The following is a 22,787-nucleotide window of genomic DNA, read 5'->3' on the forward strand; positions in this document are numbered from 1 at the left end:
GGCGGCGCTCAGGCGGTATTGAGCGCCTTTTTGAGGCGACGGCGTTCGGATAAGGCAAATCCCAGCACCCATGAGGGATGTCTCCAAGCTGAGACCCCGAGCTTTCGCAACCCTCCTTCCAGATAGGATCGGCGCAATTGTCGTTCCTCCAGTCGGCGACGCATGGCTTTTACAATTGGATCTTGGTCACTGAGGCCAAACACCTGCGCATCTGCAAGGCGCTGACGCAGAAGGAAAATCTCTCGACCAACCTCAATCAAACGCTTGTTTCGAAAGGCCTCCGCATCCGCAATGTGCCGGGCTGTGCTGGTCTGGCCCATACCGACGCGATACACAATGAGCTCCTCGTCGATGAACGCCACCCTGCCCTCAAGCGCTGCACGAAAACCAAGAACAAGATCCTCGTAGCAATCCGCAAACTGAATGGGACCATACTTGCGGAACAGATCTTTGTGCCATGCGCAGGTCGCACCGAGGAACAACTGCATGGAACAGGCGGCAGACATCGCATCGGTTCGGGTATAGAAGGTGGCTTTTGCGTAGGATTTCGGCATTGGTTTGCCGTCCAACGTCTCAACCCGACCATGTGAGAAGGATAGAAGCGGGTCGTCGCGCTCAAAGACCTCAATGGTACGCGCCACACGACCCGGCAAAGAGATATCGTCACCAGAGGCCGCAATGATTACGTCACCGGAACTAAGTTCAAAACACCGTTCGATATGTTTGTTCACGCCCAAATTCTGCGGATTTTTGTTCAACACGACGGAATGCGGACCTTTGTAATCGGCGACCAGCGCCTCCATTACCTCGAAAGTTTCGTCCATTGAGCAATCATCCGACAGAAGGATCTCGATCGGATCGCTCTCCTGCGCAAGAACCGCCTCAACCGCCTCTTTCACATAGTCCTGCTGATTGTAGGTGAGAAGCACAACTGAATAGCGGTATTTGTTCATTTCAACCCAATCCTACCTGCACGCTCGCGCAGAAAATCCATCATTTTGCCGCCGCCTCCCGCGCCGGTCTCCTGGTCGGGCGCGTCCTGTTTGCGATGTGCGCGTGACGCCACCCAGAGAGCCGAGGCTGCGGCCCATCAATAGAACAGTTCGCTCCGCGGTTCCATGGAAGACGTCGCTTGACGTGTCATGCCCCGCCCATTCTCCCCCTTGGAGCTGAGCAGCATGGCCCCGAACTAGAGAACGGCATCCTGCGCAAGGCGTGCCCTTGCCGCAGCCAAGTTCCGCAGCCCATCCGCAGTCTGTCCAATTCGATTGATCGGGGGCGACAATATGATAGACAACTGAGCCAATAGACTAGACCGGATCGCACTCCTGTGGTGGGAAATCCGACGCCTGTTCCGATCAGCTGCGACAGCGGGTCGATGTCACAATACCGGAGTACGGATTTGCCCCTCAGCGACTGCAAATTTATTGACCTGCCCAAGATCGAAGACGCCCGCGGCAACCTGACATTTGTCGAAGGGATGAACCACATTCCGTTTGATATCAAACGGGTCTACTACCTTTATGATGTGCCGGGCGGGTCCGATCGCGGCGCCCATGCCCATAAGGGCCTGCATCAGTTCATGATTGCGATGTCGGGCAGCTTTGACGTGGTTCTGGATGACGGGGTCAATGAAAAACGCTTCCATCTCAATCGCTCTTATTTTGGCATCTATATCTGCCCGATGATGTGGCGCTATCTCGACAATTTCTCGTCGGGCGCGGTCTGCATGGTCATGGCCTCCGCGCCTTATGACGAGGGGGATTATATCCGCGACTACGGCGCCTTCCGCCAAGCAGTCGGGGTCAAGTGATGCAGGTTCCCTTCCTCGACCTGAAGGCCGCGTATGATGAGCTGGCAGAGCAGAGTGAACCGAAGATGCTGGAGAGCCTGCGGTCCGGCTGGTACATTCTCGGCCCTGAAGTCTCCCGGTTTGAGCAAGATTTTGCCCGCTACTGCGAGGTCTCGCACGCGCTTGGCGTGGCCAACGGGCTGGACGCCCTGAGGCTCGCCCTGGTGGCGCTGGACATCGGGCCGGGCGACCGTGTCCTCGTCCCCTCCAACACCTATATCGCCACTTGGCTCGCGGTCTCCCAATGTGGCGCAATCCCGGTTCCGGTGGAGCCTGATCCCGCGACCCACAATATCAGCGCCGAGGGTATGCGGGCCGCCATGGTCCCCGGAGCCAAGGCCGTCATACCTGTCCACCTATACGGGCAACCTGCGGATATGACCGCGATCATGACAGCCGCGCGCGATCTTGGGCTGAAGGTCATCGAAGATGCCGCCCAGGCGCATGGCGCATGCTGGGATGGGCACCGCATCGGCGGTGCCGAGCGATATCGTCTGCTGGAGCTTCTATCCGGGCAAGAACCTCGGCGCGTTGGGGGATGGCGGTGCGGTCACCACCAATTGCGACGCTCTGGCAGAGCGGCTGACGCTGCTGCGGAATTACGGCTCGCGGGAGAAATACCGCAATGAGGTAGCAGGCTTCAACAGCCGCCTCGATCCGGTTCAGGCCGCCTTTCTGTCAGTCAAGCTTGCGGTGCTGGACGACTGGAATGCGAGGCGCGCGGCGATCGCAGCCCGCTATTTGTCAGAGCTGGACGGACTGGGCCTAACCCTGCCGTATGTCGCCGCAAAGGCCGACCCAGTCTGGCATCTGTTCGTGGTGCGTCACCCGGAGCGGGACCGGCTCGCGGCCGATCTGGCGCAGACCGGCGTTCAGACGCTGGTGCATTACCCTATCCCACCGCATGCTCAGGCGGCCTACGGCGATATGGGCCTGACGGATGAGGCGCTGCCGCTGGCGGCTACCTTGGCACGCGAAGTGCTTAGCCTGCCTATCGGCCCGCATCTGAACACTGCGCAGATCGATCATGTGATCAAGAGTCTCAGACAGCTGGCCTGATCGCCCCACCTTGAGCGCCGTCAGGGAGTGATCGGCAGGAAATCATTGTTCAGATGCTCGACCACCTCCACACTGGGCGGCTGGCGCAGCAGCTTGGCGTATTTGTATTTAAACGCACCACTGGAGAGGGCAACGATCTGCTGCGCGACCCAACCCGGTTCCAGCATGGTCGACGTATCCGCGCCGCTGCCCGCCCAGAACTTCGTTTGGATACCGGACGGCGCAACAACCAGCACCTTGCCAATCCCCTCGCCCCGGACCAGCGCTGCACCCAGCATTCCCAAGCCCGCCTTGGCCGCGCAATAAGCGGGCATTTCGGGCTGCGGTTTATATTGCGAGCTGGAGGTCACCAACATCAGCTTGAGCGGGCCCGATGCCTGCCGAACAAGGCGCTGGATCACCATCATCGGCGCAAGCAGCCCGACATTTGTCATCTGCGAAAGCGCCGCATCCTCCAGCAGAGAAATCGATCCGCGCTGCAAAAATCCGGCGCAGTAGATCAGAGTTTGCACATCCCCAAGCTGAATTGCCAATTCATCAAGCTGAGCGGCTAAGTCTGCAACATCATCAGTGATCGACAGCGCGTGAAACTGCACGCCAGCGCACCCCGGATCAACCCGGCCCGTAATCGTAACGCGATGCCCCTCGGAGGCATAGTGTCGGGCCAATTCCAGACCAACCCCCGAAGAGCCTCCAACAATCAGAATATTCTTTTTCAAAGCGACCTCATACCACAACCTGCAAGGTTACGGATAGCGCTCAACAAACGCGTCAGCAACAGCCCAAGCGCACCCGCCCCGGGGTGCGGCTAGCGCCTATTAGCAATATGATTCAAATGTATGAATGGCGGAGACGAAGGGATTCGAACCCTCGAGACCCTTCCGGGCCTACTCCCTTAGCAGGGGAGCGCCTTCGACCACTCGGCCACGTCTCCGCTGACCCGTCTATCAGCGCAACCAAGCTGAGAACAAGGGCGAAATGCGCTTTTTGGGAAAAAATTTCCGCGCGTTCAGTCGGAGATCCAAAACCAAGATCGCCCCGCCGCGATGTGATGCGGCGGGGCGATATATTACTCTGTTTGCAATGATCTGCGGGGGTCCGCTCGCGCAGCTTACGGCAGGATGGCGAGCCGCTTTAGGAAGAGAGATTTCACAGCGTCTGCGTCAACACCCATGTAGACATCGATGGGCTGGCGGGCGCTGTCAGAGGCAAGGCGGGTTTCGCCCGATGTCTCGCCCTCGCAGGACACCTCCATTGCCACAGCACGTGCGGTGAACAACTCCGGATGGGTACAGGCAATGACCGCAGCTGGATCGTGCAGCGAACAGCCATCGAACTTTCCAACGGTTTCGTAGAAATGCAGATAGAAGACTGACATTTCCTGCAGCATACCGCCCAGTTCCGGTGACGTCGCCGCGATAGCGGAAAAATCTTCCTTGGTGCACAGGATACGGTGGGTCACATCAAGGCCCACCATTTCAACCGTCGCACCGGAGCCAAAGACGACGTCAGCGGCATGAGGATCATGATAGATGTTAGCCTCTGCATGCGGGGTGATATTGCCACCCTCCTCAAGCGAGCCACCCATGATGACGATGCGTTTCACATTCTTTGCGAACTCAGCGTCGCGCTTGATCGCGTGGGCGATGTTGGTCAAAGGACCAATCGGGCAGACCACCAGCTCGCCCTTGTGTTCACGCGCCATGCGGATCAGGAAATCAGCCGCGTCTTCGTCCACGGCCTGTCCCTTAGGCGTCTTTGCCGGGATATCACCAAAGCCCTCTGCACCGTGCACATGGGCGGATGGTGTGAAAGGCGGCAAAACCAATGGCGTTTCCGCGCCATGCGCAACGGGCAGGTCCAGACCAGCAGCTTCCAGCAAACGCAGTGCATTGCGGGTCGCAGTTTTGGTGGTCACATTGCCAAAGATCGTGGTGAGCCCCAATAGATCAATGTCAGGCGCTGCCGCTGCGTAGAAAATCGCCATGGCATCGTCGATACCGGGATCCGTGTCGATGATCAGCTTTGTCATTTTTATCCTTCCGACTGATTAATCGTGGGGGTTTAGCATCTTCGTTAGCGATAACTCAAGCCTGCCACTTTCAGGAATAGGCGACAACTCTATCAAGAAAATACCCGCCTTCTCTAGAAGACGGGCATTGAACGTTGTCTAAATTCTGCAACTGATCAGGTGTTGAACAGGAAGTGCAGAACGTCGCCGTCTTTCACGACATAGCCCTTGCCTTCGGCGCGCATTTTGCCCGCCTCCTTGGCGCCTTGCTCACCGTTGTGCGCGATGAAGTCCTCATAGGCTATGGTTTCTGCCCGGATGAAGCCCTTCTCGAAATCGCCATGGATGACGCCTGCCGCCTGCGGTGCTGCGGTACCTGTGCGGATCGTCCAGGCGCGGGCCTCCTTGGGGCCGACGGTGAAGTAGGTTTCCAGATGCAATAGCTCGTAGCCTGCACGGATCAGGCGATCCAGACCCGCCTCGGCCAGACCCATTTCAGCGAGGAACATCTCAGCTTCTTCCGGCTCAAGCTGGCTGATCTCCTCCTCAATCTGGGCGGAGATAATCACGTGGGAATTGCCTTGGGCGGCCGCCATCTCTGCCACTTTGGCAGAATATTCATTGCCTTCGACGGACTCACTTTCACCGACGTTGCAGACGTAGAGCACTGGTTTGGTGGTCAGCAGCTGCAGCATTTTCCAGGCCTTGGCGTCCTCGGCGTCGACCTCAACCAGACGGGCGGGTTTCCCCTCCTCTAACATTGCTTGCGCGTCCGCCAAAAGGCGATCCTGCTGCTGCGCTTCCTTGTCATTGCCCTTCAGCTTGCGCACCAGATTGGCGCGGCGCTTCTCGATGCTCTCAAGATCAGAGAGCATCAGCTCAGTCTCAATCACCTCAGCATCGGCCACCGGATCGACGCGGCCATCCACATGGGTTACGTCACCGTCTTCAAAACACCGCAGCACATGGGCAATAGCATCGGTTTCGCGGATATTGGCCAGGAACTGGTTGCCCAGGCCTTCACCTTGCGAGGCGCCTTTGACGAGGCCTGCGATATCCACAAAAGTCATCCGGGTCGGAATGATCTGTTTGGACCCGGCAATCGCCGCCAGCTTGTCCAGCCGGGCGTCCGGCACGCCCACTTCGCCAACGTTTGGTTCGATGGTGCAAAACGGAAAGTTCGCCGCCTGCGCCGATGCGGTTTTCGTCAATGCGTTGAACAGGGTCGACTTGCCGACGTTCGGCAGACCCACGATTCCCATTTTAAAGCCCATTTCGGCCTCCTGATGCCACTTGGGAGGTGCTTCTAGGCAGCATTTTGCGGTGACGCAAGCGCGCATCTCCGGCTCACGCCTCGGCTCCAATCCACCGGCCCCTCTGCGCTGCATGATCACCGCTAGGATTATCGGCACCGATGCAGAGCACATAAAAAGTCAGCAGGAGGTGCAACCATTTGGCGACACTCGCGTTCCTTTGAACAGGGCGTGATGCATTTGGCCAATTGGACAGTGGACATTTCCCTGATTTCGCAGATCATTTCAATCAAGCTGACCAACACGAGATTACGAATATGACTTTACGCACCTTCGTTACAGCAGCCCCCTTCGCCTGCGCCCTGATGCTGGCTAACGCCCTGCCCGCCACGGCTGGTGACTGGATATTCGGTGCAGGCTATTCAAGCTTTTCCCGCGAGGGGGCTGAGGATAGTGCGCTGGTGTCAGTTGAATATCAGCACGATGCGTTCTGGCAACGCGGCAATTTTGATGCATCCTTTGGCGCGGCGCTGGACGTTCAGACCACCGGCGATCTATTCATTGGTGCTGGCGCAGTCGGCAAATGGCACCTGCAACGTGGCTGGTTTGTCGAGACCAGTGTGATGCCCGGCGCCTACACCGAAAGTGTAAGGCTGAACGACTTGGGATCCACCTTTGAAATTCGCAGCGCCATCGCCGTCGGCAAGGAGTTTGCAAATGGCAAATCGCTGTCGCTGGCTCTGACCCATAAGTCCAACGCGTCAACAGCAGACATCAATCCGGGGGTGAATTCACTGCTGCTGCGTTGGCACGTCCCGTTCAACGGCTAACCGGTCAACAAGCGGCATCTTCTGCGGCACTGTGGGGACAATGAGGCGCACGGGATTGATTTCCGCCGAAACATTCGGCACACCGGGGCGGACACATCTAAAAGGCCCGATCATGACCCGCATTGACGCCAAATTCGCCGAATTGAAAGCCGCCGAGAAAAAGGCCTTCGTCGCCTATGTCATGGCGGGCGATCCTGACTTCGACACCTCGCTTGAACTGGTCAAGGGCCTGCCTGCGGCGGGCGTGGACGTGATTGAACTGGGCCTGCCCTTCACTGACCCGATGGCGGATGGTCCAACCATCCAGCTGGCCGGTCAGCGCGCGCTCGAAGCTGGCATGACATTGGAGCGCACGCTGGAGCTGGCGCGTGCCTTCCGCGCCGAAGACAACACCACACCCATTGTCATGATGGGCTACTACAACCCGATCTACAGCCGCGGCGTCGACACCTTCCTCAAGGACGCCAAGGAGGCGGGCATAGATGGGCTGATCGTTGTGGACCTGCCTCCGGAGGAGGACAGCGAACTCTGTCTACCTGCACAAGAAGCGGGGCTGAATTTCATTCGCCTGGCGACCCCGACCACAGATGACAAACGACTGCCCCGCGTGCTGCAAAACACCTCTGGCTTTGTGTATTACGTCTCGATTACCGGGATCACCGGAGCCGCAGAAGCCGAAGCAACCAATGTGGGCCCTGAAGTGGCCCGGATCAAATCAAAGACAGATCTGCCCGTCATCGTTGGATTCGGCATCAACACACCCGAAAAATCACAAGCCATCGCATCCGTTGCAGATGGCGCCGTGGTCGGCTCGGCCATCGTCAGCCAGATCGGTGCTAGGCAAACCGGTGGGCGAGGTCCTCAGCTTCGTCAAATCCCTCGCTGATGGCGCGCATTCCGCCTAAGTCATTATTCAGTAACACCCTTTACTGAGGCCGCGCCGGGTTGGTGCGGCCTTTTTGCTGTATCGAGATCATGGATTGCGCTTTCGCCCTCTAATTGGTAAGAATTTATTACCAACTCAGGGGTGAGGACAAAGCCGTGCCGGTCATTACCAATATCAACGATCTGAAACGCATCTACGAACGCCGCGTGCCACGGATGTTCTATGACTATGCGGAAAGTGGCAGCTGGACCGAGCAGACCTTTCGCGACAACACCAACGACTTTGAAAAAATCCGCCTGCGCCAGCGCGTGGCCGTCGATATGGCTGGGCGCAGCACAGCCAGTCAGATGATTGGGCAGGACGTTTCGATGCCCATTGCCCTCGCCCCGGTTGGTCTGACGGGCATGCAGCACGCCGATGGCGAGATCAAAGCCGCGCGCGCGGCTGAAGCCTTTGGCGTGCCCTTCACGCTGTCGACCATGTCCATCAATTCGATCGAAGAAGTCGCCGACGCCACAACCAAGCCTTTCTGGTTCCAGTTATACACCATGAAGGATGATGATTATGTGCGCCGTCTGATCCAGCGGGCCAAGGATGCCCGATGCTCAGCTCTGGTGATTACACTGGATTTGCAGATCCTCGGCCAACGCCACAAGGATCTGAAGAACGGCCTTTCTGCCCCGCCAAAGCTCACGCCCAAGACCATTGCCAATCTGATGACGAAATGGACCTGGGGACTACAAATGCTAGGCGCCAAACGGCGCAATTTCGGCAATATCGTCGGTCATGTGGAGGGTATTTCCGACGCCTCATCACTTGGCGCCTGGACTGCGGAACAGTTCGATCCCTCGCTTGACTGGGGCAAGATCGCCAAGCTCATCGAACTCTGGGACGGCAAGGTCATCCTGAAGGGTATTCTGGACGTCGAAGATGCCAAGATGGCCGCCAAGCTCGGAGCAGATGCCATCGTGGTGTCTAACCATGGTGGCCGCCAACTCGACGGCGCGCTCAGCTCTATTCAGATGCTGCCTGCAATCATGGATGCGGTTGGTGATCAGATTGAGGTCCATCTGGACAGTGGTATTCGCTCTGGTCAGGACGTGCTGAAAGCGCTGGCACTGGGGGCCAAGGGCACCATGATCGGACGCGCCTTTGTCTATGGGCTTGGTGCGATGGGCCAGGAAGGGGTTACCCGCGCGCTGGAGGTCCTGCATAAGGAACTGGACACCACCATGGCCTTGTGTGGAGAGAAATCCGTCGCTGATCTTGGCCGCCGCAACCTCTTGGTACCGGAAGATTTCGGCGGACGCTGGCAGGAATAGCTGGCACCGCGCCAGCCCTGATCCGGTTTGCGACTTGCAATATCGGCCAATCCGGTCTATGCGCACGGCTTCACGCGGGGTGACAGCCTTGGAGGCACCCCCATTATCAAATTGGAGAATTATCATGGCTGGTCAGATTCCTGATCTTGTTTGCCAAGAACGTACGGGGTCGGGCAAGGGCGCCGCTCGTGCAGCACGTCGTGCTGGCATGGTTCCTGGTGTTGTATTTGGTGGTGATGCGGATCCCGTATCCATCCAGATCCCCTTCAACGAACTGCTGAAAAAACTGAAAGCCGGTCGCTTCAAGTCCACTCTGTGGAACCTGAAAGTGGAAGGTCAGGAAGACGTGCGCGTGATCTGCCGCGACGTTCAGCGCGACGTTGTCAAGGACCTGCCGACCCACTTCGACCTGATGCGCCTGCGTCGCACCTCGAAGGTGAACCTCTTCGTTCCTGTTGAGTTCATCAACGAAGAAGAAGCGCCCGGTATCAAGCGTGGCGGCGTTCTGACCGCCGTACGTCCCGAGGTAGAGCTGGTTGTGACCGCAGGTGACATCCCTGAGAAGCTGGTTGTTGACCTCGCCGGTCTGAACGTTGGCGACACCGTCACCATCTCGGCGATCAAGCTGCCTGAAGGTGCAAAGCCGACCATCGACCGCGACTTCGTTGTGGCCAACATCTCCGCTCCGTCGGGCCTGAAGTCCGCAGACAACGAAGAGTCTGAAGACGAAGCCGAAGCGGCCGCAGAAGAATAAGCTCCGACCGAAAGGTTTGGAACGTGAGAGCGAGGCCGGTTTTGGCCTCGCTTTTTTTGTCTGTACGTGAGTGAAGGCCTGTCGCACCGACCACCTGCTCACCACAGAATGATATGCAGGGTCTGGATTTTTTCCCTGAAACGCGCGATGTAGCGCCATAAGACAGTTCCCCATCCCAAACACATCGTTGAAGTGTGCATGAAACTATTTGTTGGTCTTGGAAATCCCGGTGCAAAATATGCAGGCAACCGGCACAATATTGGCTTCATGGCTCTGGATCAGATCGCCAGCGACCATGGGTTCTCGCCGTGGAAATCCAAGTTTCAGGCACAGATCAGCGAAGGCGTTCTTGGGCGCACCAAAGTGCTGCTGCTGAAACCGCAGACCTTCATGAATCTATCCGGCCAATCCGTTGGCGAGGCGATGCGGTTTTATAAACTGACCCCTGCTGATGTGACCGTCCTTCACGACGAGTTGGACCTGGCACCGGGTAAAGCCCGGGTCAAACAAAGCGGCGGACATGCGGGTCACAACGGGCTGCGGTCGATCCATTCGCATATTGGCGCCGACTATGGCCGCGTCCGCTTAGGCATCGGCCACCCCGGTCACAAGGACGCTGTCGCAGGCTATGTATTGCGTGACTTTGCCAAGGCAGATGAAGCCTGGCTTGATGACCTGATGCGCGGAATCTCAGACGGTGCCGCCCAGCTGGCCGCAGGGGACGGTGGAAAATTCATGAATGCCGTGGCGCTGCGCGTCGCCCCCCCGCGCAGCTCTGGTTCCGGCGCAGAAGACAAAGAGCGTAAATCTGTCACCAGTTCAAAGAAAGCGGCACAGCCCGACACCAAGAAGACGCCTCCCCTTGCCGCAGAGGCATCCGCTGCTGAGAGCGCCGATGACACCCCGCCGTCGGCTATTGAACGGCTTCTAAACAAGTTCAAGTAACCAAAGTTTCCGTTGCGTCTTGTTTGCGCGTACGGACTGCGGCTGGCTAGGCTCAGCCGTGTCCGAGGAGGATTATTATGCGTCGATATTTAAAGTTATTTTCTTATTTTCTCATTATCTTACTGATCTTCGCAGGGGCTCTTGCCTATTGGCAGCGCGAACAACTGAGCCGGTTGATGGCCGTTAACACGCTGTTTGACGAAGATCGCATTGTTTCCAATTTCTCAAATATGGATGGTGCATTTTTGACTGCACCGCTTGATCGCGGCGACGGAGCGGTAAGCGCCCTCCCATCCGGGGTGGAGATGACCTTGCCCCCTGGCGCACAAGACTGGATCAACCGCCGCACAGTGACCTCCCTGCTGGTGTTGAAAGGCGGCCAGATCCGCCACGAGAGCTACTATCAGGGCACAGGGCCCGATGATTTGCGGATCTCTTGGTCGATGGCAAAAAGTTATCTCTCCGCACTCTTCGGCGTGCTGCTGCGAGAGGACAAGATCCGCTCTCTGGATGATTTGGTCATCGACTATGCGCCAGAGCTGAAGGGGAGCGCTTATGAAACGGCCAGTATCCGCAATGTGCTGAATATGGCCAGCGGCGTGAAGTTCAACGAGGACTATCTGGACTACGATTCCGATATCAACCGGATGGGCCGTACTCTCGCGCTTGGTGGGACGATGGATGATTTCGCCGCAGGCCTGACGGAAACAATCGGAAGACCTGGCGAAGCTTGGCAATATGTGTCCATCGACACCCATGTTCTGGGCATGGTCATTCGTGGTGCAACGGGGCGCCCGGTCCCCGAGTTGCTGTCCGAGAAAGTACTGCGGCATCTAGGGCTGGAACGCGCTGGCTACTACCTGACGGACGGCGAAGGCGTTGCGTTTGTTCTTGGCGGCATCAATCAAACCACACGTGACTATGGGCGCTTCGGCCAGATGATCGCTCAGAACGGCCGCTACAACGGCAGACAGATTGTGCCTCAGGCCTGGATCGCGGCCTCGACCCGCCCATCCGCCCCGACCAAGGCAGGCCGGATCGGGTATGGGTTTCAATGGTGGATCCCGAAGAACGCGGTTCCGGGTGAATTTCTGGCCAGAGGCGTCTATGGGCAATATATCTACATCAACCAAGGCCGCGACGTCGTCGTTGTGGTGACCAGCGCCGACCGGGGATTTCGCAAGCCCGGTGTTGCGGATGAAAACGTCAAAATGCTGCGCGCATTGGCAAAATCACTGTAGGATAGACCCATGGATCAGGACGACAGCATAAATGTACTCGGGGAGGCACTGGCCCCCTGTTCCACCACACCCTTGACCGGGTTCTTCCGGGACGGCCATTGCAACACCTGCGCGCAGGATCAGGGCAGCCATACGGTCTGCGCGGTGATGACTGACGAATTCCTGGCATATTCCAAATACGTCGGCAATGATCTGTCCACCCCACGACCTGAATTCGGCTTTGCAGGGCTAAAAGCGGGTGACAGCTGGTGCCTCTGCGCTGGACGCTTCCTGCAAGCCGCCGACGAGGGCTGCGCGCCGCAGGTCAATTTGGCAGCGACACATAAACGCGCGCTGGAGATCGTACCGCTCAGCGTGCTGCGAAACCATGCATTGCCGGGAGATGTGGCCTGAGGTCATGACCCGTTACCAGAAACGCAAAAAGGCGCCCGCGATGCGAGGCGCCTTTTGTTTTCTTCGCTCTGCCGGGATCAGTCGCTGTCGCGACCTTCGGTATCCGACATATCAAACCCCAGGTGACGCGCGACGGTAAAGATATCCTTGTCGCCACGACCACACATGTTCATCACGATAATATGGTCCTTTGGCAGGTCGGGCGCGATCTTCATCACATGGGCCAGCGCGTGGCTCGGCTCAAGCGCCGGAATGATGCCTTCCATAGCGCAAGACAGCTGGAACGCCTCCAGCGCTTCCTTGTCGGTGATGGACACATAGTCGGCGCGGCCGATGTCGTTCAACCAGGCATGCTCCGGGCCGATGCCGGGATAATCAAGTCCGGCAGAGATGGAAAAGCCTTCCAGAATCTGGCCATCATCATCCTGCAACAGATAGGTCCGGTTGCCATGCAGCACGCCGGGACGCCCGCCAGTGAGCGAGGCACAATGCTGCATCTTTTCATCAACGCCTTTTCCGCTCAGCCTCAACACCGATGATATTGACCGATTTATCGTCAAGGAACGGATAGAACAGACCCATCGCATTGGAGCCGCCACCGATCGCTGCGATTACGGTGTCCGGCAGGCGCCCCTCGCCCTCCTGCTCGGCCAGCTGCCAGCGAACCTCTTTGCCGATCACCGACTGGAAATCCCGCACCATGGCCGGATAGGGATGCGGCCCGGCCACTGTGCCGATGCAATAGAACGTATCGTGCACATTGGTCACCCAATCCCGCAGAGCGTCATTCATGGCATCCTTCAGCGTACCACGGCCAGAGGTCACCGGAATGACCTCGGCCCCCAGGAGGCGCATGCGGAACACATTGGGCGCCTGTCGCTGCACATCATGCGCGCCCATATAGACCACGCATTTCAGACCGAACTTGGCGCAAACCGTAGCTGTCGCCACGCCATGCTGGCCCGCGCCGGTTTCCGCAATGATCCGATCCTTGCCCATGCGGCGGGCCAGAAGGATCTGCCCAAGCACGTTGTTGATCTTATGCGCGCCGGTATGGTTCAGCTCATCCCGTTTCAAATAGATCTTCGCGCCGCCCAGATGCTCGGTCAGCCGCTCGGCGAAATAAAGCGGGCTGGGGCGACCGACATAGTTTTTCCAGAGATCATCCATCTCCGCCCAGAAACTAGGGTCGTCCTTGGCGCGATCATATTCCTCTTCCAGGCTGAGGATCAGCGGCATCAAAGTCTCGCTGACGAACCGCCCACCAAAAATACCAAACCGCCCCTGTTCGTCGGGACCGTTCATGAAGCTGTTGAATAGATCTTCGGCCATGGTTCTTTCCTTCTTCGCGGCGCTCGATATGAGTATAGCGCGGCCTGCTCCGGGTAAAGAGAGGTGCAGCGGATTCTAGGGTCTGATGCGCAATGTCGCGGCGCTAAGGTCAGGTGTGTAAGTAAGGTCAGGCGTGTAACGCCGATTTGCGCGCTTCAGCGGCGCGGCGCGCCAGCGGCTGCACAGAACGCGCGAATGCAGTCAGGATCCTTTACACCCGGCGCACTTTCCGCACCGGAGGCGACGTCGACCTGACGCGCACCCGTGACGCGGATCGCCTCCGCGACATTCTCGGGTGTCAGCCCACCGGCCAGCATCCAAGGGGTGCGCCAGTATTTCTTGCGCGCCAGAAGCCCCCAATCAAAGGTAACGCCATTTCCGCCCGGCAAGACAGCGCCCTTCGGCGCCTTGGCGTCCACCAGAATCTGATCGGCAACGGCCTCATAGGCCTCGATCCTTTGAATATCCTCGAGAGTGGAGACCCCCAGTACCTTCATCACAGGCAGACCATAGCGCGCCTTCACCTCGGCCACGCGCTCCGGCGTCTCCTGCCCGTGCAGCTGGATCATATCCAATGGAACTGCGGTGGTGATTTCATCCAGCATGGCGTCATCCGGATTGACCACCAACGCCACCTTGCACAAGCCGACGGGCGCCTCGACGGCAAGCGCCGTGGCTTCCTCTACAGTCACTGAGCGAGGGGATTTTGCAAAGAAATTGAAGCCGATATAGGCCGCGCCAGCATCTGCCGCGGCGACGATGTCCTGCGGCGTTTTCAGCCCGCAAATCTTAACCCGAATGTCCATCATGAGAGCGTCAGCTTGCTTCGTCGAGTATAGCAAGGACTTCGTCTTTGCCCTCGTGCTTCTGCTTTTTCAGGCGATTAACCTCACGCGACAATTTCTTCGCTTCGCGGGCCTTCAGATCTGCCTCACGACGGTGTTTGTGTTCACGCAGCCATTCAATGATGAAGCCAATGATCAGGCCAACAGCGATGCCACCCAAAACAACCACAAACAGGGGCAGTTCAATGCGGAAATTATAGCCCAAAAACTCGGCAAAGGCAGTCGGCATCAGCTTGAGCTCAACCAGACCCCGATTTGCCAATGAGACAGAAATAAGGGCGATGGCAATCACCCCAAGATAGGCGTAGCGAATATAGCGCATCAGGCTTTTCCGTTCAGGCGGTCCCTCAAGAGTTTACCTGTCTTGAAGAACGGCACGTGTTTTTCTTCAACATGGACCGTTTCACCCGTGCGGGGATTGCGACCAACCCGCGCATCCCGCTGTTTCACTGAGAAGGCACCAAAGCCCCGCAGCTCCACACGGTCGCCGCGCGCCATTGCGTCGGTCACCTCTTCGAACACCGTATTCACGATCCGCTCCACATCACGCTGATACAGGTGCGGGTTTTCGTCTGCAATCTTCTGGATCAATTCCGAGCGGATCATTTCTCGGCCCTCCCAAGCCAAGCTAGGCACAGTTTCTATCCCACGACTATAGGTACAAAACCTCAAACCGGGAACAGTGGATACAGGCCTGCCCCGCAAATAAGTCAGCGTTTGCCTATCATTAGGCGAGTTCTGGCGACTTCGACCCGCAAAGCCGAGATGGGATCCCCTCAATTCCGCTGCAAGCGGTCGCAATTGTATTTGTGATTCGCAGTGATTTTTCGCCCCTGCCCGCTCCCAGGCTAGGGCAGAGCAGCCTGCGACAAAAAGAAACGGCCCCACCCCAAGGGGCAGGACCGTTCCAAAGTCTTCAGCCTAGGCTGGCTACTGAAATCAGTCGCCTGTTTTCAGCGCTGCGCCCAGAATGTCGCCCAGGGACGCACCGGAATCGGAGGAGCCATACTGTTCGACGGCTTCTTTTTCTTCCGCGATTTCGCGTGCTTTGATCGACAGACCCAGACGGCGGGTCTTGCCGTCCACATTGGTCACGCGCACGTCAACCTTGTCACCAACCGAGAAACGCTCAGGGCGCTGTTCGGCACGGTCACGGGAGAGATCGGAGCGGCGGATGAAGGACTTCATGCCTTCGTATTCCACTTCGATGCCGCCTTCTTCGATGGCGGTGACGTTCACGGTCACGATGGACCCGCGCTTCACGCCGCCAACGGCTTCAGCGAACTTGTCGCCGCCCAGGGCTTTGATCGACAGGGAGATACGCTCTTTCTCGACGTCCACTTCGGAGACAACGGCCGAAACCATGTCGCCTTTGCGGTAGTTCTGAATCGCGTCTTCGCCGCGCTCGTCCCAGGAGAGGTCGGAAAGGTGAACCATGCCGTCGATGTCGCCGTCGAGGCCGATGAACAGACCGAATTCGGTGATGTTCTTGACTTCGCCTTCGACCTGAGTGCCCTCGGGGTGTGTTTCTGCAAACACTTCCCACGGGTTGCGCATGGTCTGCTTGAGGCCCAGGGACACGCGGCGCTTGGCACCGTCGATTTCCAGAACCATGACGTCGACTTCCTGGGAAGTGGAGACGATTTTGCCCGGGTGGACGTTCTTCTTGGTCCAGGACATCTCGGAGACGTGAACCAGACCTTCGACGCCCGGCTCCAGCTCAACAAATGCACCGTAATCGGTGATGTTGGTGACGCGACCCTTGTGCACGGAGGACAGCGGGTATTTGGCGCCAACCAGATCCCACGGATCTTCCTGCAGCTGCTTCATGCCGAGGGAGATACGGTGAGTCTCTTTGTTGATCTTGATGACCTGAACCTTGACGGTTTCGCCGATCGACAGGATCTCGGAGGGGTGGTTCACACGGCGCCATGCCATGTCGGTGACGTGCAGCAGGCCGTCAACGCCGCCCAGGTCAACAAACGCACCGTATTCGGTGATGTTCTTGACCACACCATCCACTGCCTGACCTTCGGACAGGTTGCCGATGACTTCGGCACGCTGTTCGGCGCGGGACTCTTCGAGGATTGCACGACGGGACACAACGATGTTGCCACGACGACGGTCCATCTTCAGGATCTGGAACGGCTGCTTCAGACCCATCAGCGGGCCAGCGTCGCGCACGGGGCGAACGTCAACCTGCGAACCGGGCAGGAATGCAACTGCACCGCCCAGGTCGACAGTGAAGCCGCCTTTGACGCGACCGAAGATAGCACCTTCGACGCGCTGGTCGTCTGCGTATGCTTTTTCCAGGCGATCCCATGCTTCTTCGCGGCGCGCCATCTCACGGGAGATAACAGCTTCGCCACGGGCGTTCTCAGCAGCGCGCAGGTAGACTTCTACTTCGTCGCCAACAGAGATTTCGGGAGCTTCGCCAGGGTTTGCGAATTCTTTAAGCTCAACGCGGCCTTCCATTTTGTAGCCGACGTCGATGATGGCCTGGCCCGCTTCGATCGCGATGACCTTGCCTTTAACAACGGAACCCTCTTCGGGGGTGTCCATTTCGAAGCTTTCGTTCAGGAGGGCTTCGAATTCCTCCATCGATGTGTCTTGAGCCATGTGGTCTCAGGTTTCCTTTACAAATCGGTTTTATCTGGCCGGGCGGTTGTTTCCGCCGGTCTTGAAGATTGGTCCTTATGAGGCGCAGCACAGGCCGGTCTGATCAAACAAACACAAAGGGCCGAGGTATGCCCCGACCCTGCTCAGAATGCCGTCCGTGCGTTAACCGCCTCTATAGTGACAGCGCGCTTAGTATGCGGATTCCCGCTCCGGCGCAAGGGAAACCGTCATCAGGCACCGAGGAGCGGCGAACGATCATGAGTTCGCAGCAGGTTCAGACGGCGCGTGATCACGGGCCGTGGAGCCGTTACAGCGACCGGATCAGGCTAGCGCCGCGCATCAATCGCCGCGATGGCCATCGCCACGGCCTCATCAATCGTGAGAGCACTGGTATCAATCAGCACTGCATCGCTGGCAGGTTTCAACGGCGATTCCGAGCGGTTGGTATCGCGCGCGTCCCGCGCTTTCACATCTTCCAGAACTTCTGCATAGCTGGTGGGATTGCCCGCTGCCATCAACTCCTGCAAGCGGCGCTGCGCACGGACTTCGGCGCTTGCTGTCACGAAAAGCTTGGCCTGCGCGCGCGGGCAGATCACCGTGCCAATGTCCCGCCCGTCCAAAACCGCCCCGCCTGCACGGCGGGCAAAAGCCCGCTGGAAATCAACTAGCGCCGCGCGCACCTCAGCGATCACCGCCACTTTGGATGCGGCCTGCGCCACCTGCGCTGTGCGCAGTTCTGGCCGTTCCAAATCATCCGGCAGCAGCGCAAGGGCGGCCTCTATCGGTTTGTCCCCGGCAAGCATCCGCGCGCCAACCGCACGGTAGAGCAGGCCCGTATCCAGATGGCCAAATCCGAAATGGGCCGCAACCGCCCGAGAAATCGTGCCCTTGCCAGCGGCAGCCGGGCCATCAACTGCAACGGTAAAGCTCATGCCGTTGTCTCTAGCCGCGCCCCCAGCGTGGTCATCAGCGGGGTGAAGATCGGGAAGGACGTGGCAATGGGCGTGCCATCATCGACAGTCACGGATTTCTGGGCCCCCATGCCCATCACCATGAAAGACATCGCGATCCGGTGGTCAAGGAAGCTCTCGCAGGTGCCTCCGCCGGGCACACCGTCCGGTCCCAGACCGGTAACGGCCCACCAATCCTCACCCTCTTCAACCATCACGCCATTTGCGCGCAGCCCCCGCGCCATTGCGTCGATCCGGTCGCTTTCCTTTACCCGCAGCTCCTTCACGCCGGTCATCATGGTCTTGCCCGTCGCAAAGGACGCCACCACCGAAAGCACCGGATATTCATCAATCATCGAGGCCGCGCGCTCCGGTGGGACGTCAATCCCCTTCATATCGGGCGAGTAGCGCGCGCGCAGATCCGCGACCGGCTCACCGCCCTCTTCGCGCATATTTTCAAAGGTCAGATCCGCGCCCATATCCTGCAGGGTATAGAACAACCCTGCCCGCGTCGGGTTGAGACCAATCCCGGGTACCAGCACATCAGACCCCGGCGTAATCAGTGCTGCACAAACCGGAAAGGCAGCGCTAGAAGGGTCACGTGGCACCGCGATGACCTGCGGTTTCAGCTCAGGCTGCCCGGTCAGTGTGATGACCCGGCCTTCATCCGTATCCTCGACAGTGATCTCGGCGCCAAACCCTGCCAGCATCCGCTCAGAGTGATCGCGGGTTGCCTCTTTCTCAATCACAACTGTCTGCCCCGGAGCATTCAGCCCGGCCAGAAGGACCGCGGATTTCACCTGCGCGGAGGGCACCGGAACCGTATAGCGCACAGGTGTCGGCTCCGCCGCTCCAACAATTGTCATAGGCAGACGTCCACCGGACCGACCAACAGACTGGGTCCCAAACAGAGCGAGCGGATCAGTCACCCGCGCCATTGGCCGTTTGTTGAGGCTGGCATCACCCGTGAAGGTAACCGTGATAGGAGAGGTCGCCATAACCCCCATGATCAGCCGCACACCGGTACCGGAGTTGCCGCAGTCGATCACCTGGTCCGGTTCCGCCAGCCCACCAACGCCCACACCATGCACAGACCAATTGCCGCCACCGTGATTGATGACCTCCGCCCCCATGGCCTGCATCGCCTTGGCCGTATCTAATACGTCTTCACCCTCGAGCAGGCCCGAAATCTTGGTCTCTCCCACGGCCAGCGCGCCCAAAATCAGTGAGCGGTGCGAGATTGATTTGTCGCCCGGAACCTCGGCAATGCCGGTCAGCGGATCCGCGCGGTGCGAGGTCATCGGGATGGGCGTACCGTGTCCGGACATGAGGAACCTTTCGAAATGCTAGCGTTCACAATTGGACTACCCAATCGCTTGGTGTCGGTCCAGCGTGTTTTCCCATTGCCGCCACGCCCCGCAAGATATTGCACCAGGCACAGAGCAAGGTCAGGCAGCAGGATCAGAGGCGACGGAATGTCATGTAGTGAGGCGTACGGCCTTCGCGCAGGGCCTTTTGCTCATAGCGGGTCGAGATCCAGTCATCCCAAGCCACGCGCCAGTCATCCGGTCCTTCTGCCAGCCACTCAAACCCGGCCTGCGGCACCTCTTCCATGGTCTGGCGAACGTAGTCAGGAATATCCGTAGCCACCCGAAAGATCGCACCCGGTTTCAGGCATTTTGCGAGTGGTGCCAGATGTTCCTGCGTGACAAAACGGCGCCGATGGTGGCGCGCCTTTGGCCAAGGATCAGGGTAGAGCAGAAACGCGCGGGAAATCGACTGCTCCGGCAAGACATCCATCAGGTCACGGGCATCACCGGGATGGACCTTGATATTATCCGCCCCTGCGCGGCGGATTTTGCCCAACAGCATTGCGACGCCGTTGATATAGGGTTCCGCACCGATGATGCCGACATCCGGGTTCGATTTGGCCTGATGCACCAGATGCTCACCACCGCCAAAGCCAACTTCCAGCCAGACGTCGCGCCCGCCAAACATTTCCTCGAGATCCAAGGGTGTACGATCCGGATTAACATCCCATCCCACCGCGCCGGGGCTGAGCGAGGCCAGATCCTCATCAATATAGCGCTGCTGGCTGTCTTTTAGTTGCTTGCCCTTCAGGCGCCCGTAGAAGTTACGCCAAGGCGCGCCACTCTGATGTTTATCAACCGCGTTGGGCCGACTGTCGCCGGAGGGCGCCTGGTTGGGTTTGGTGTCATCAGACATGGGGGATTTTTCCTATCGAGCGTTCAAAACCTGGCCGCCCCTCTGCCCGATGCAACCGTCTGGGTCAAGCCAGCCACTGCGACGCCCCGCTCTAGGGGGTCTCGCGCAGCACCCCCGCCGCCATCAGACGCAGCCGGGTCGGGTACCAGACGTCCTCGGGGTTGGTTTTCAGCGTCTCAATCGCAAAGGCCGGATCCACACCGCGCTGCATCATATACTTTAGATGACGAAAAACTTCTGACTGCGTATCACGATAAATCCAGGTCCCGAATTCAAACGGTGTGGCCCAGTTTTCATCCTTGCGCCACAGGCGATAATAGCTCTGCACCGCTTTCGGTGCCCAGTCGCGCTGATGAAAGCCAATCTTCGACCCGAGGGTCATCTGACGTCGATTGCCAGCCAAGAAGATATCAACACAGGCGCTGATGCATTCTCCGACCACCCAAGTGTCCAGCGCGTGATCCTGAACAATATCCGCGATCGACTCACCCGCGTAGACACTGCCTCCCCCACTGTTCAGCTGGAGCCGCGTTATGGCGGGGTTGGCATCCAGAATATCGCGAAAAGGTTCGATATCATCATCGCTGATTTCACCGGTTTCAGCGTGCTGCGTGCCATCAACCTCCTGCGCAACCAGATTGTCGGTGTCGTATATCAGCGTTGTCCCATCAATTTTGAACTTGGGTGGAAGCGTCTGCCGGGCCTGCGCCACATGCGGTATCAACGAGACTGCCAGCACACAGGCCAATCCCCACAGCGCAATCCGTCTACACGCGCGCAGGTGCAGGATGAACCAGCAGCGAGACCCCATCAAAGTCAGCTCCATAACAATGCAATTACAGAACTATACTGACCGAAAAATACCCGGATCTCCAAGCGCTTTGCACATCTGAAACCGCCGGATGTGACGCCCACACGAAAAAAGGCGGGGACACCCCCGCCTGTTCTCAACACAAATTGGAAATATGGAACTGGGTCAGATCGCTTTTGTCAGCGCCTCAACCAGATCAGTCCGCTCCCAGCTGAAACCGCCATCAGCATCCGGCTCTCGACCAAAATGACCATAGGCCGCTGTGCGTTCATAGATCGGCTTGTTCAGCCCAAGGTGATGGCGAATACCGCGCGGCGTCAGATCCATAATCCGATCAATCGCCGCCTCAATCCTGGCCGCATCCACATCGCCCGTACCATGAGTATCGGCGTAGATCGACAGCGGTTTGGCAACGCCAATCGCATAAGACAGCTGAATCGTGCATTTATCTGCGAGCCCCGCCGCCACCACATTCTTGGCAAGATAGCGCGCCGCATAAGCCGCTGAGCGGTCAACCTTGGTCGGATCCTTGCCGGAGAACGCTCCGCCACCATGAGGGGCTGCACCGCCGTAGGTGTCGACGATGATCTTGCGCCCGGTCAGACCCGCATCCCCGTCCGGACCACCAATAACGAATTTACCTGTTGGATTGACGTGCCAGATTGTTTCATCGGTCAACCAGCCTTCAGGTAGGGTCTCGTGGAAATAGGGTTCTACGATGGCGCGGATGTCGTTGGAGGTCAGCGTCTCATCCAGGTGCTGGGTCGACAGCACCAGCGAGCTGACACGCACCGGCTTGCCATTCTCATAGACCACCGAAAGCTGCGATTTCGCATCCGGGCCCAGCGTCGGTTCGGTGCCGTTCTTACGCACCTCGGCGAGGCGCCGCAGGATTGCATGGCTGTACTGAATCGGTGCAGGCATCAGTGCGGGTGTTTCATTGGTCGCGAAACCAAACATGATACCCTGATCGCCTGCGCCCTCTTCCTTGTCAGCTGCGGCATCGACGCCTTGGGCGATATGGGCGGATTGCTCGTGCAACAGGTTGGTGATCTCCACCGTTTCATGATGAAACTTATCCTGCTCGTAGCCGATATCCTTGATGCAGGCGCGAGCGATCTCATCGATGCGGCCCATGTAGTCGTGCAGTTTGTCCTGATCCGACAAACCCACTTCCCCCCCAATGACCACGCGGTTCGTGGTCGCAAAGGTTTCGGCCGCGACGCGGGCCTCAGGCTCTTCGCTCAGAAAGGCGTCCAGAACGGCGTCCGAAATACGGTCACAGACCTTATCCGGGTGTCCCTCGGAAACCGATTCCGAGGTGAAAGTATAATTCGTGCGGGTCATGAAAGGTGCTCCGTTGGGTTTAGCCTGCCACGCCAGGAAGCCGTTGTGGCAGTAATCGAACCGCAGTACGCGGGGAGACGTGTGTCGTCAATCTATAATGCCCAGAGGTTA

General features: G+C 58.3%; 20 protein-coding genes, 1 tRNA gene, 3 pseudogenes and 1 riboswitch. Of the genes and pseudogenes, 9 read left to right on the plus strand and 15 right to left on the minus strand.

Going from position 1 to position 22,787, the window contains the following annotated elements; genetic code table 11:
• Window positions 1-8: 8 nt before the first annotated feature.
• A complete protein-coding gene (locus L0Z65_RS11065; RefSeq protein ID WP_118069694.1) occupies window positions 9-953 on the minus strand; it encodes a glycosyltransferase in 945 nt (314 codons plus the stop codon).
• A gap of 425 nt (window positions 954-1,378) precedes the next feature.
• Here L0Z65_RS11065 and L0Z65_RS11070 point away from each other — a divergent pair, with 425 nt between their 5' ends.
• Both L0Z65_RS11070 and L0Z65_RS11075 read left to right on the plus strand, forming a co-directional pair.
• Window positions 1,379-1,813: an FdtA/QdtA family cupin domain-containing protein gene (locus L0Z65_RS11070; RefSeq protein WP_040170965.1), complete on the plus strand. Its 435-nt coding sequence runs from the start codon at window positions 1,379-1,381 to the stop codon at window positions 1,811-1,813.
• Window positions 1,813-2,911: pseudogene (locus tag L0Z65_RS11075) on the plus strand (DegT/DnrJ/EryC1/StrS family aminotransferase). Before L0Z65_RS11070 ends, L0Z65_RS11075 begins: the two are co-directional and overlap by 1 nt.
• A gap of 20 nt (window positions 2,912-2,931) precedes the next feature.
• Here L0Z65_RS11075 and L0Z65_RS11080 read toward each other — a convergent pair.
• The 4 genes from L0Z65_RS11080 to ychF form a co-directional block, all read right to left on the minus strand.
• Window positions 2,932-3,630, minus strand: coding sequence for an SDR family NAD(P)-dependent oxidoreductase (locus L0Z65_RS11080; RefSeq protein WP_405107586.1), 699 nt, complete (start codon window positions 3,628-3,630; stop codon window positions 2,932-2,934).
• 125 nt (window positions 3,631-3,755) lie between these two features.
• Window positions 3,756-3,845, minus strand: a tRNA-Ser gene (locus tag L0Z65_RS11085).
• Window positions 3,846-4,022: 177 nt separating this feature from the next.
• Complete coding sequence (locus L0Z65_RS11090; RefSeq protein WP_096870593.1) at window positions 4,023-4,943, minus strand: nucleoside hydrolase; 921 nt, start codon at window positions 4,941-4,943, stop codon at window positions 4,023-4,025.
• Between the two features lie 155 nt (window positions 4,944-5,098).
• Window positions 5,099-6,196, minus strand: coding sequence for a redox-regulated ATPase YchF (gene ychF, locus L0Z65_RS11095; protein ID WP_096870592.1), 1,098 nt, complete (start codon window positions 6,194-6,196; stop codon window positions 5,099-5,101).
• A 296-nt stretch (window positions 6,197-6,492) separates the two neighbouring features.
• On the opposite strand from ychF, the gene L0Z65_RS11100 reads away from it, so the two are divergent.
• From L0Z65_RS11100 to L0Z65_RS11130, 7 genes and pseudogenes are all read left to right on the plus strand, one after another.
• Window positions 6,493-7,005, plus strand: coding sequence for an acyloxyacyl hydrolase (locus L0Z65_RS11100; RefSeq protein ID WP_405107591.1), 513 nt, complete (start codon window positions 6,493-6,495; stop codon window positions 7,003-7,005).
• Between the two features lie 112 nt (window positions 7,006-7,117).
• Window positions 7,118-7,910: pseudogene (trpA, locus tag L0Z65_RS11105) on the plus strand (tryptophan synthase subunit alpha).
• A gap of 136 nt (window positions 7,911-8,046) precedes the next feature.
• On the plus strand, window positions 8,047-9,213 hold the full coding sequence (locus L0Z65_RS11110) for an L-lactate dehydrogenase (RefSeq protein ID WP_405107594.1): 1,167 nt from the start codon (window positions 8,047-8,049) through the stop codon (window positions 9,211-9,213).
• Between the two features lie 124 nt (window positions 9,214-9,337).
• Window positions 9,338-9,967 carry a 50S ribosomal protein L25/general stress protein Ctc gene (locus tag L0Z65_RS11115; protein WP_040170986.1) on the plus strand — a complete coding sequence of 210 codons (630 nt, stop codon included), beginning with the start codon at window positions 9,338-9,340 and terminating at the stop codon, window positions 9,965-9,967.
• Window positions 9,968-10,165: 198 nt separating this feature from the next.
• The gene (pth, locus tag L0Z65_RS11120; RefSeq protein ID WP_405107597.1) at window positions 10,166-10,912 is read left to right on the plus strand and encodes an aminoacyl-tRNA hydrolase; all 747 of its coding nucleotides are present in this window, start codon (window positions 10,166-10,168) and stop codon (window positions 10,910-10,912) included.
• 77 nt (window positions 10,913-10,989) lie between these two features.
• The gene (locus tag L0Z65_RS11125) at window positions 10,990-12,153 is read left to right on the plus strand and encodes a serine hydrolase domain-containing protein (protein WP_405107600.1); all 1,164 of its coding nucleotides are present in this window, start codon (window positions 10,990-10,992) and stop codon (window positions 12,151-12,153) included.
• A gap of 9 nt (window positions 12,154-12,162) precedes the next feature.
• The gene (locus L0Z65_RS11130; RefSeq protein ID WP_405107603.1) at window positions 12,163-12,546 is read left to right on the plus strand and encodes a DUF2237 family protein; all 384 of its coding nucleotides are present in this window, start codon (window positions 12,163-12,165) and stop codon (window positions 12,544-12,546) included.
• 77 nt (window positions 12,547-12,623) lie between these two features.
• Here the strand turns inward: L0Z65_RS11130 and trpB are convergent.
• From trpB to metK, 10 genes and pseudogenes are all read right to left on the minus strand, one after another.
• Window positions 12,624-13,878: pseudogene (gene trpB / locus L0Z65_RS11135) on the minus strand (tryptophan synthase subunit beta).
• 155 nt (window positions 13,879-14,033) lie between these two features.
• Window positions 14,034-14,687: a phosphoribosylanthranilate isomerase gene (locus L0Z65_RS11140; RefSeq protein ID WP_102897632.1), complete on the minus strand. Its 654-nt coding sequence runs from the start codon at window positions 14,685-14,687 to the stop codon at window positions 14,034-14,036.
• A 7-nt stretch (window positions 14,688-14,694) separates the two neighbouring features.
• Entirely contained in the window at window positions 14,695-15,045 is a 351-nt protein-coding gene (locus L0Z65_RS11145; protein ID WP_014879148.1) for a lipopolysaccharide assembly protein LapA domain-containing protein, read from the minus strand.
• On the minus strand, window positions 15,045-15,329 hold the full coding sequence (gene ihfB, locus L0Z65_RS11150) for an integration host factor subunit beta (RefSeq protein WP_008560927.1): 285 nt from the start codon (window positions 15,327-15,329) through the stop codon (window positions 15,045-15,047). Before ihfB ends, L0Z65_RS11145 begins: the two co-directional genes overlap by 1 nt.
• A gap of 333 nt (window positions 15,330-15,662) precedes the next feature.
• Window positions 15,663-17,342, minus strand: a complete 1,680-nt coding sequence (gene rpsA, locus L0Z65_RS11155; RefSeq protein WP_014873584.1) for a 30S ribosomal protein S1 — start codon at window positions 17,340-17,342, stop codon at window positions 15,663-15,665.
• Window positions 17,343-17,668: 326 nt separating this feature from the next.
• Window positions 17,669-18,274, minus strand: coding sequence for a (d)CMP kinase (gene cmk, locus L0Z65_RS11160; RefSeq protein ID WP_040180445.1), 606 nt, complete (start codon window positions 18,272-18,274; stop codon window positions 17,669-17,671).
• Window positions 18,271-19,620 carry a 3-phosphoshikimate 1-carboxyvinyltransferase gene (gene aroA, locus L0Z65_RS11165; RefSeq protein WP_405107610.1) on the minus strand — a complete coding sequence of 450 codons (1,350 nt, stop codon included), beginning with the start codon at window positions 19,618-19,620 and terminating at the stop codon, window positions 18,271-18,273. The genes cmk and aroA overlap by 4 nt, the downstream gene beginning before the upstream one ends.
• A 133-nt stretch (window positions 19,621-19,753) precedes the next feature.
• Window positions 19,754-20,518, minus strand: coding sequence for a tRNA (guanosine(46)-N(7))-methyltransferase TrmB (locus L0Z65_RS11170; RefSeq protein ID WP_096870585.1), 765 nt, complete (start codon window positions 20,516-20,518; stop codon window positions 19,754-19,756).
• Between the two features lie 91 nt (window positions 20,519-20,609).
• Entirely contained in the window at window positions 20,610-21,329 is a 720-nt protein-coding gene (locus L0Z65_RS11175) for an ATP-dependent Clp protease proteolytic subunit (protein ID WP_096868251.1), read from the minus strand.
• Between the two features lie 165 nt (window positions 21,330-21,494).
• Complete coding sequence (gene metK / locus L0Z65_RS11180) at window positions 21,495-22,676, minus strand: methionine adenosyltransferase (protein ID WP_096870584.1); 1,182 nt, start codon at window positions 22,674-22,676, stop codon at window positions 21,495-21,497.
• A 6-nt stretch (window positions 22,677-22,682) separates the two neighbouring features.
• Window positions 22,683-22,731, minus strand: a riboswitch (SAM-SAH riboswitch).
• Window positions 22,732-22,787 lie beyond the last annotated feature (56 nt).

Origin of the sequence: Phaeobacter sp. BS52, assembly GCF_045040595.1 — a bacterium.
GTDB lineage: Bacteria > Pseudomonadota > Alphaproteobacteria > Rhodobacterales > Rhodobacteraceae > Phaeobacter > Phaeobacter piscinae.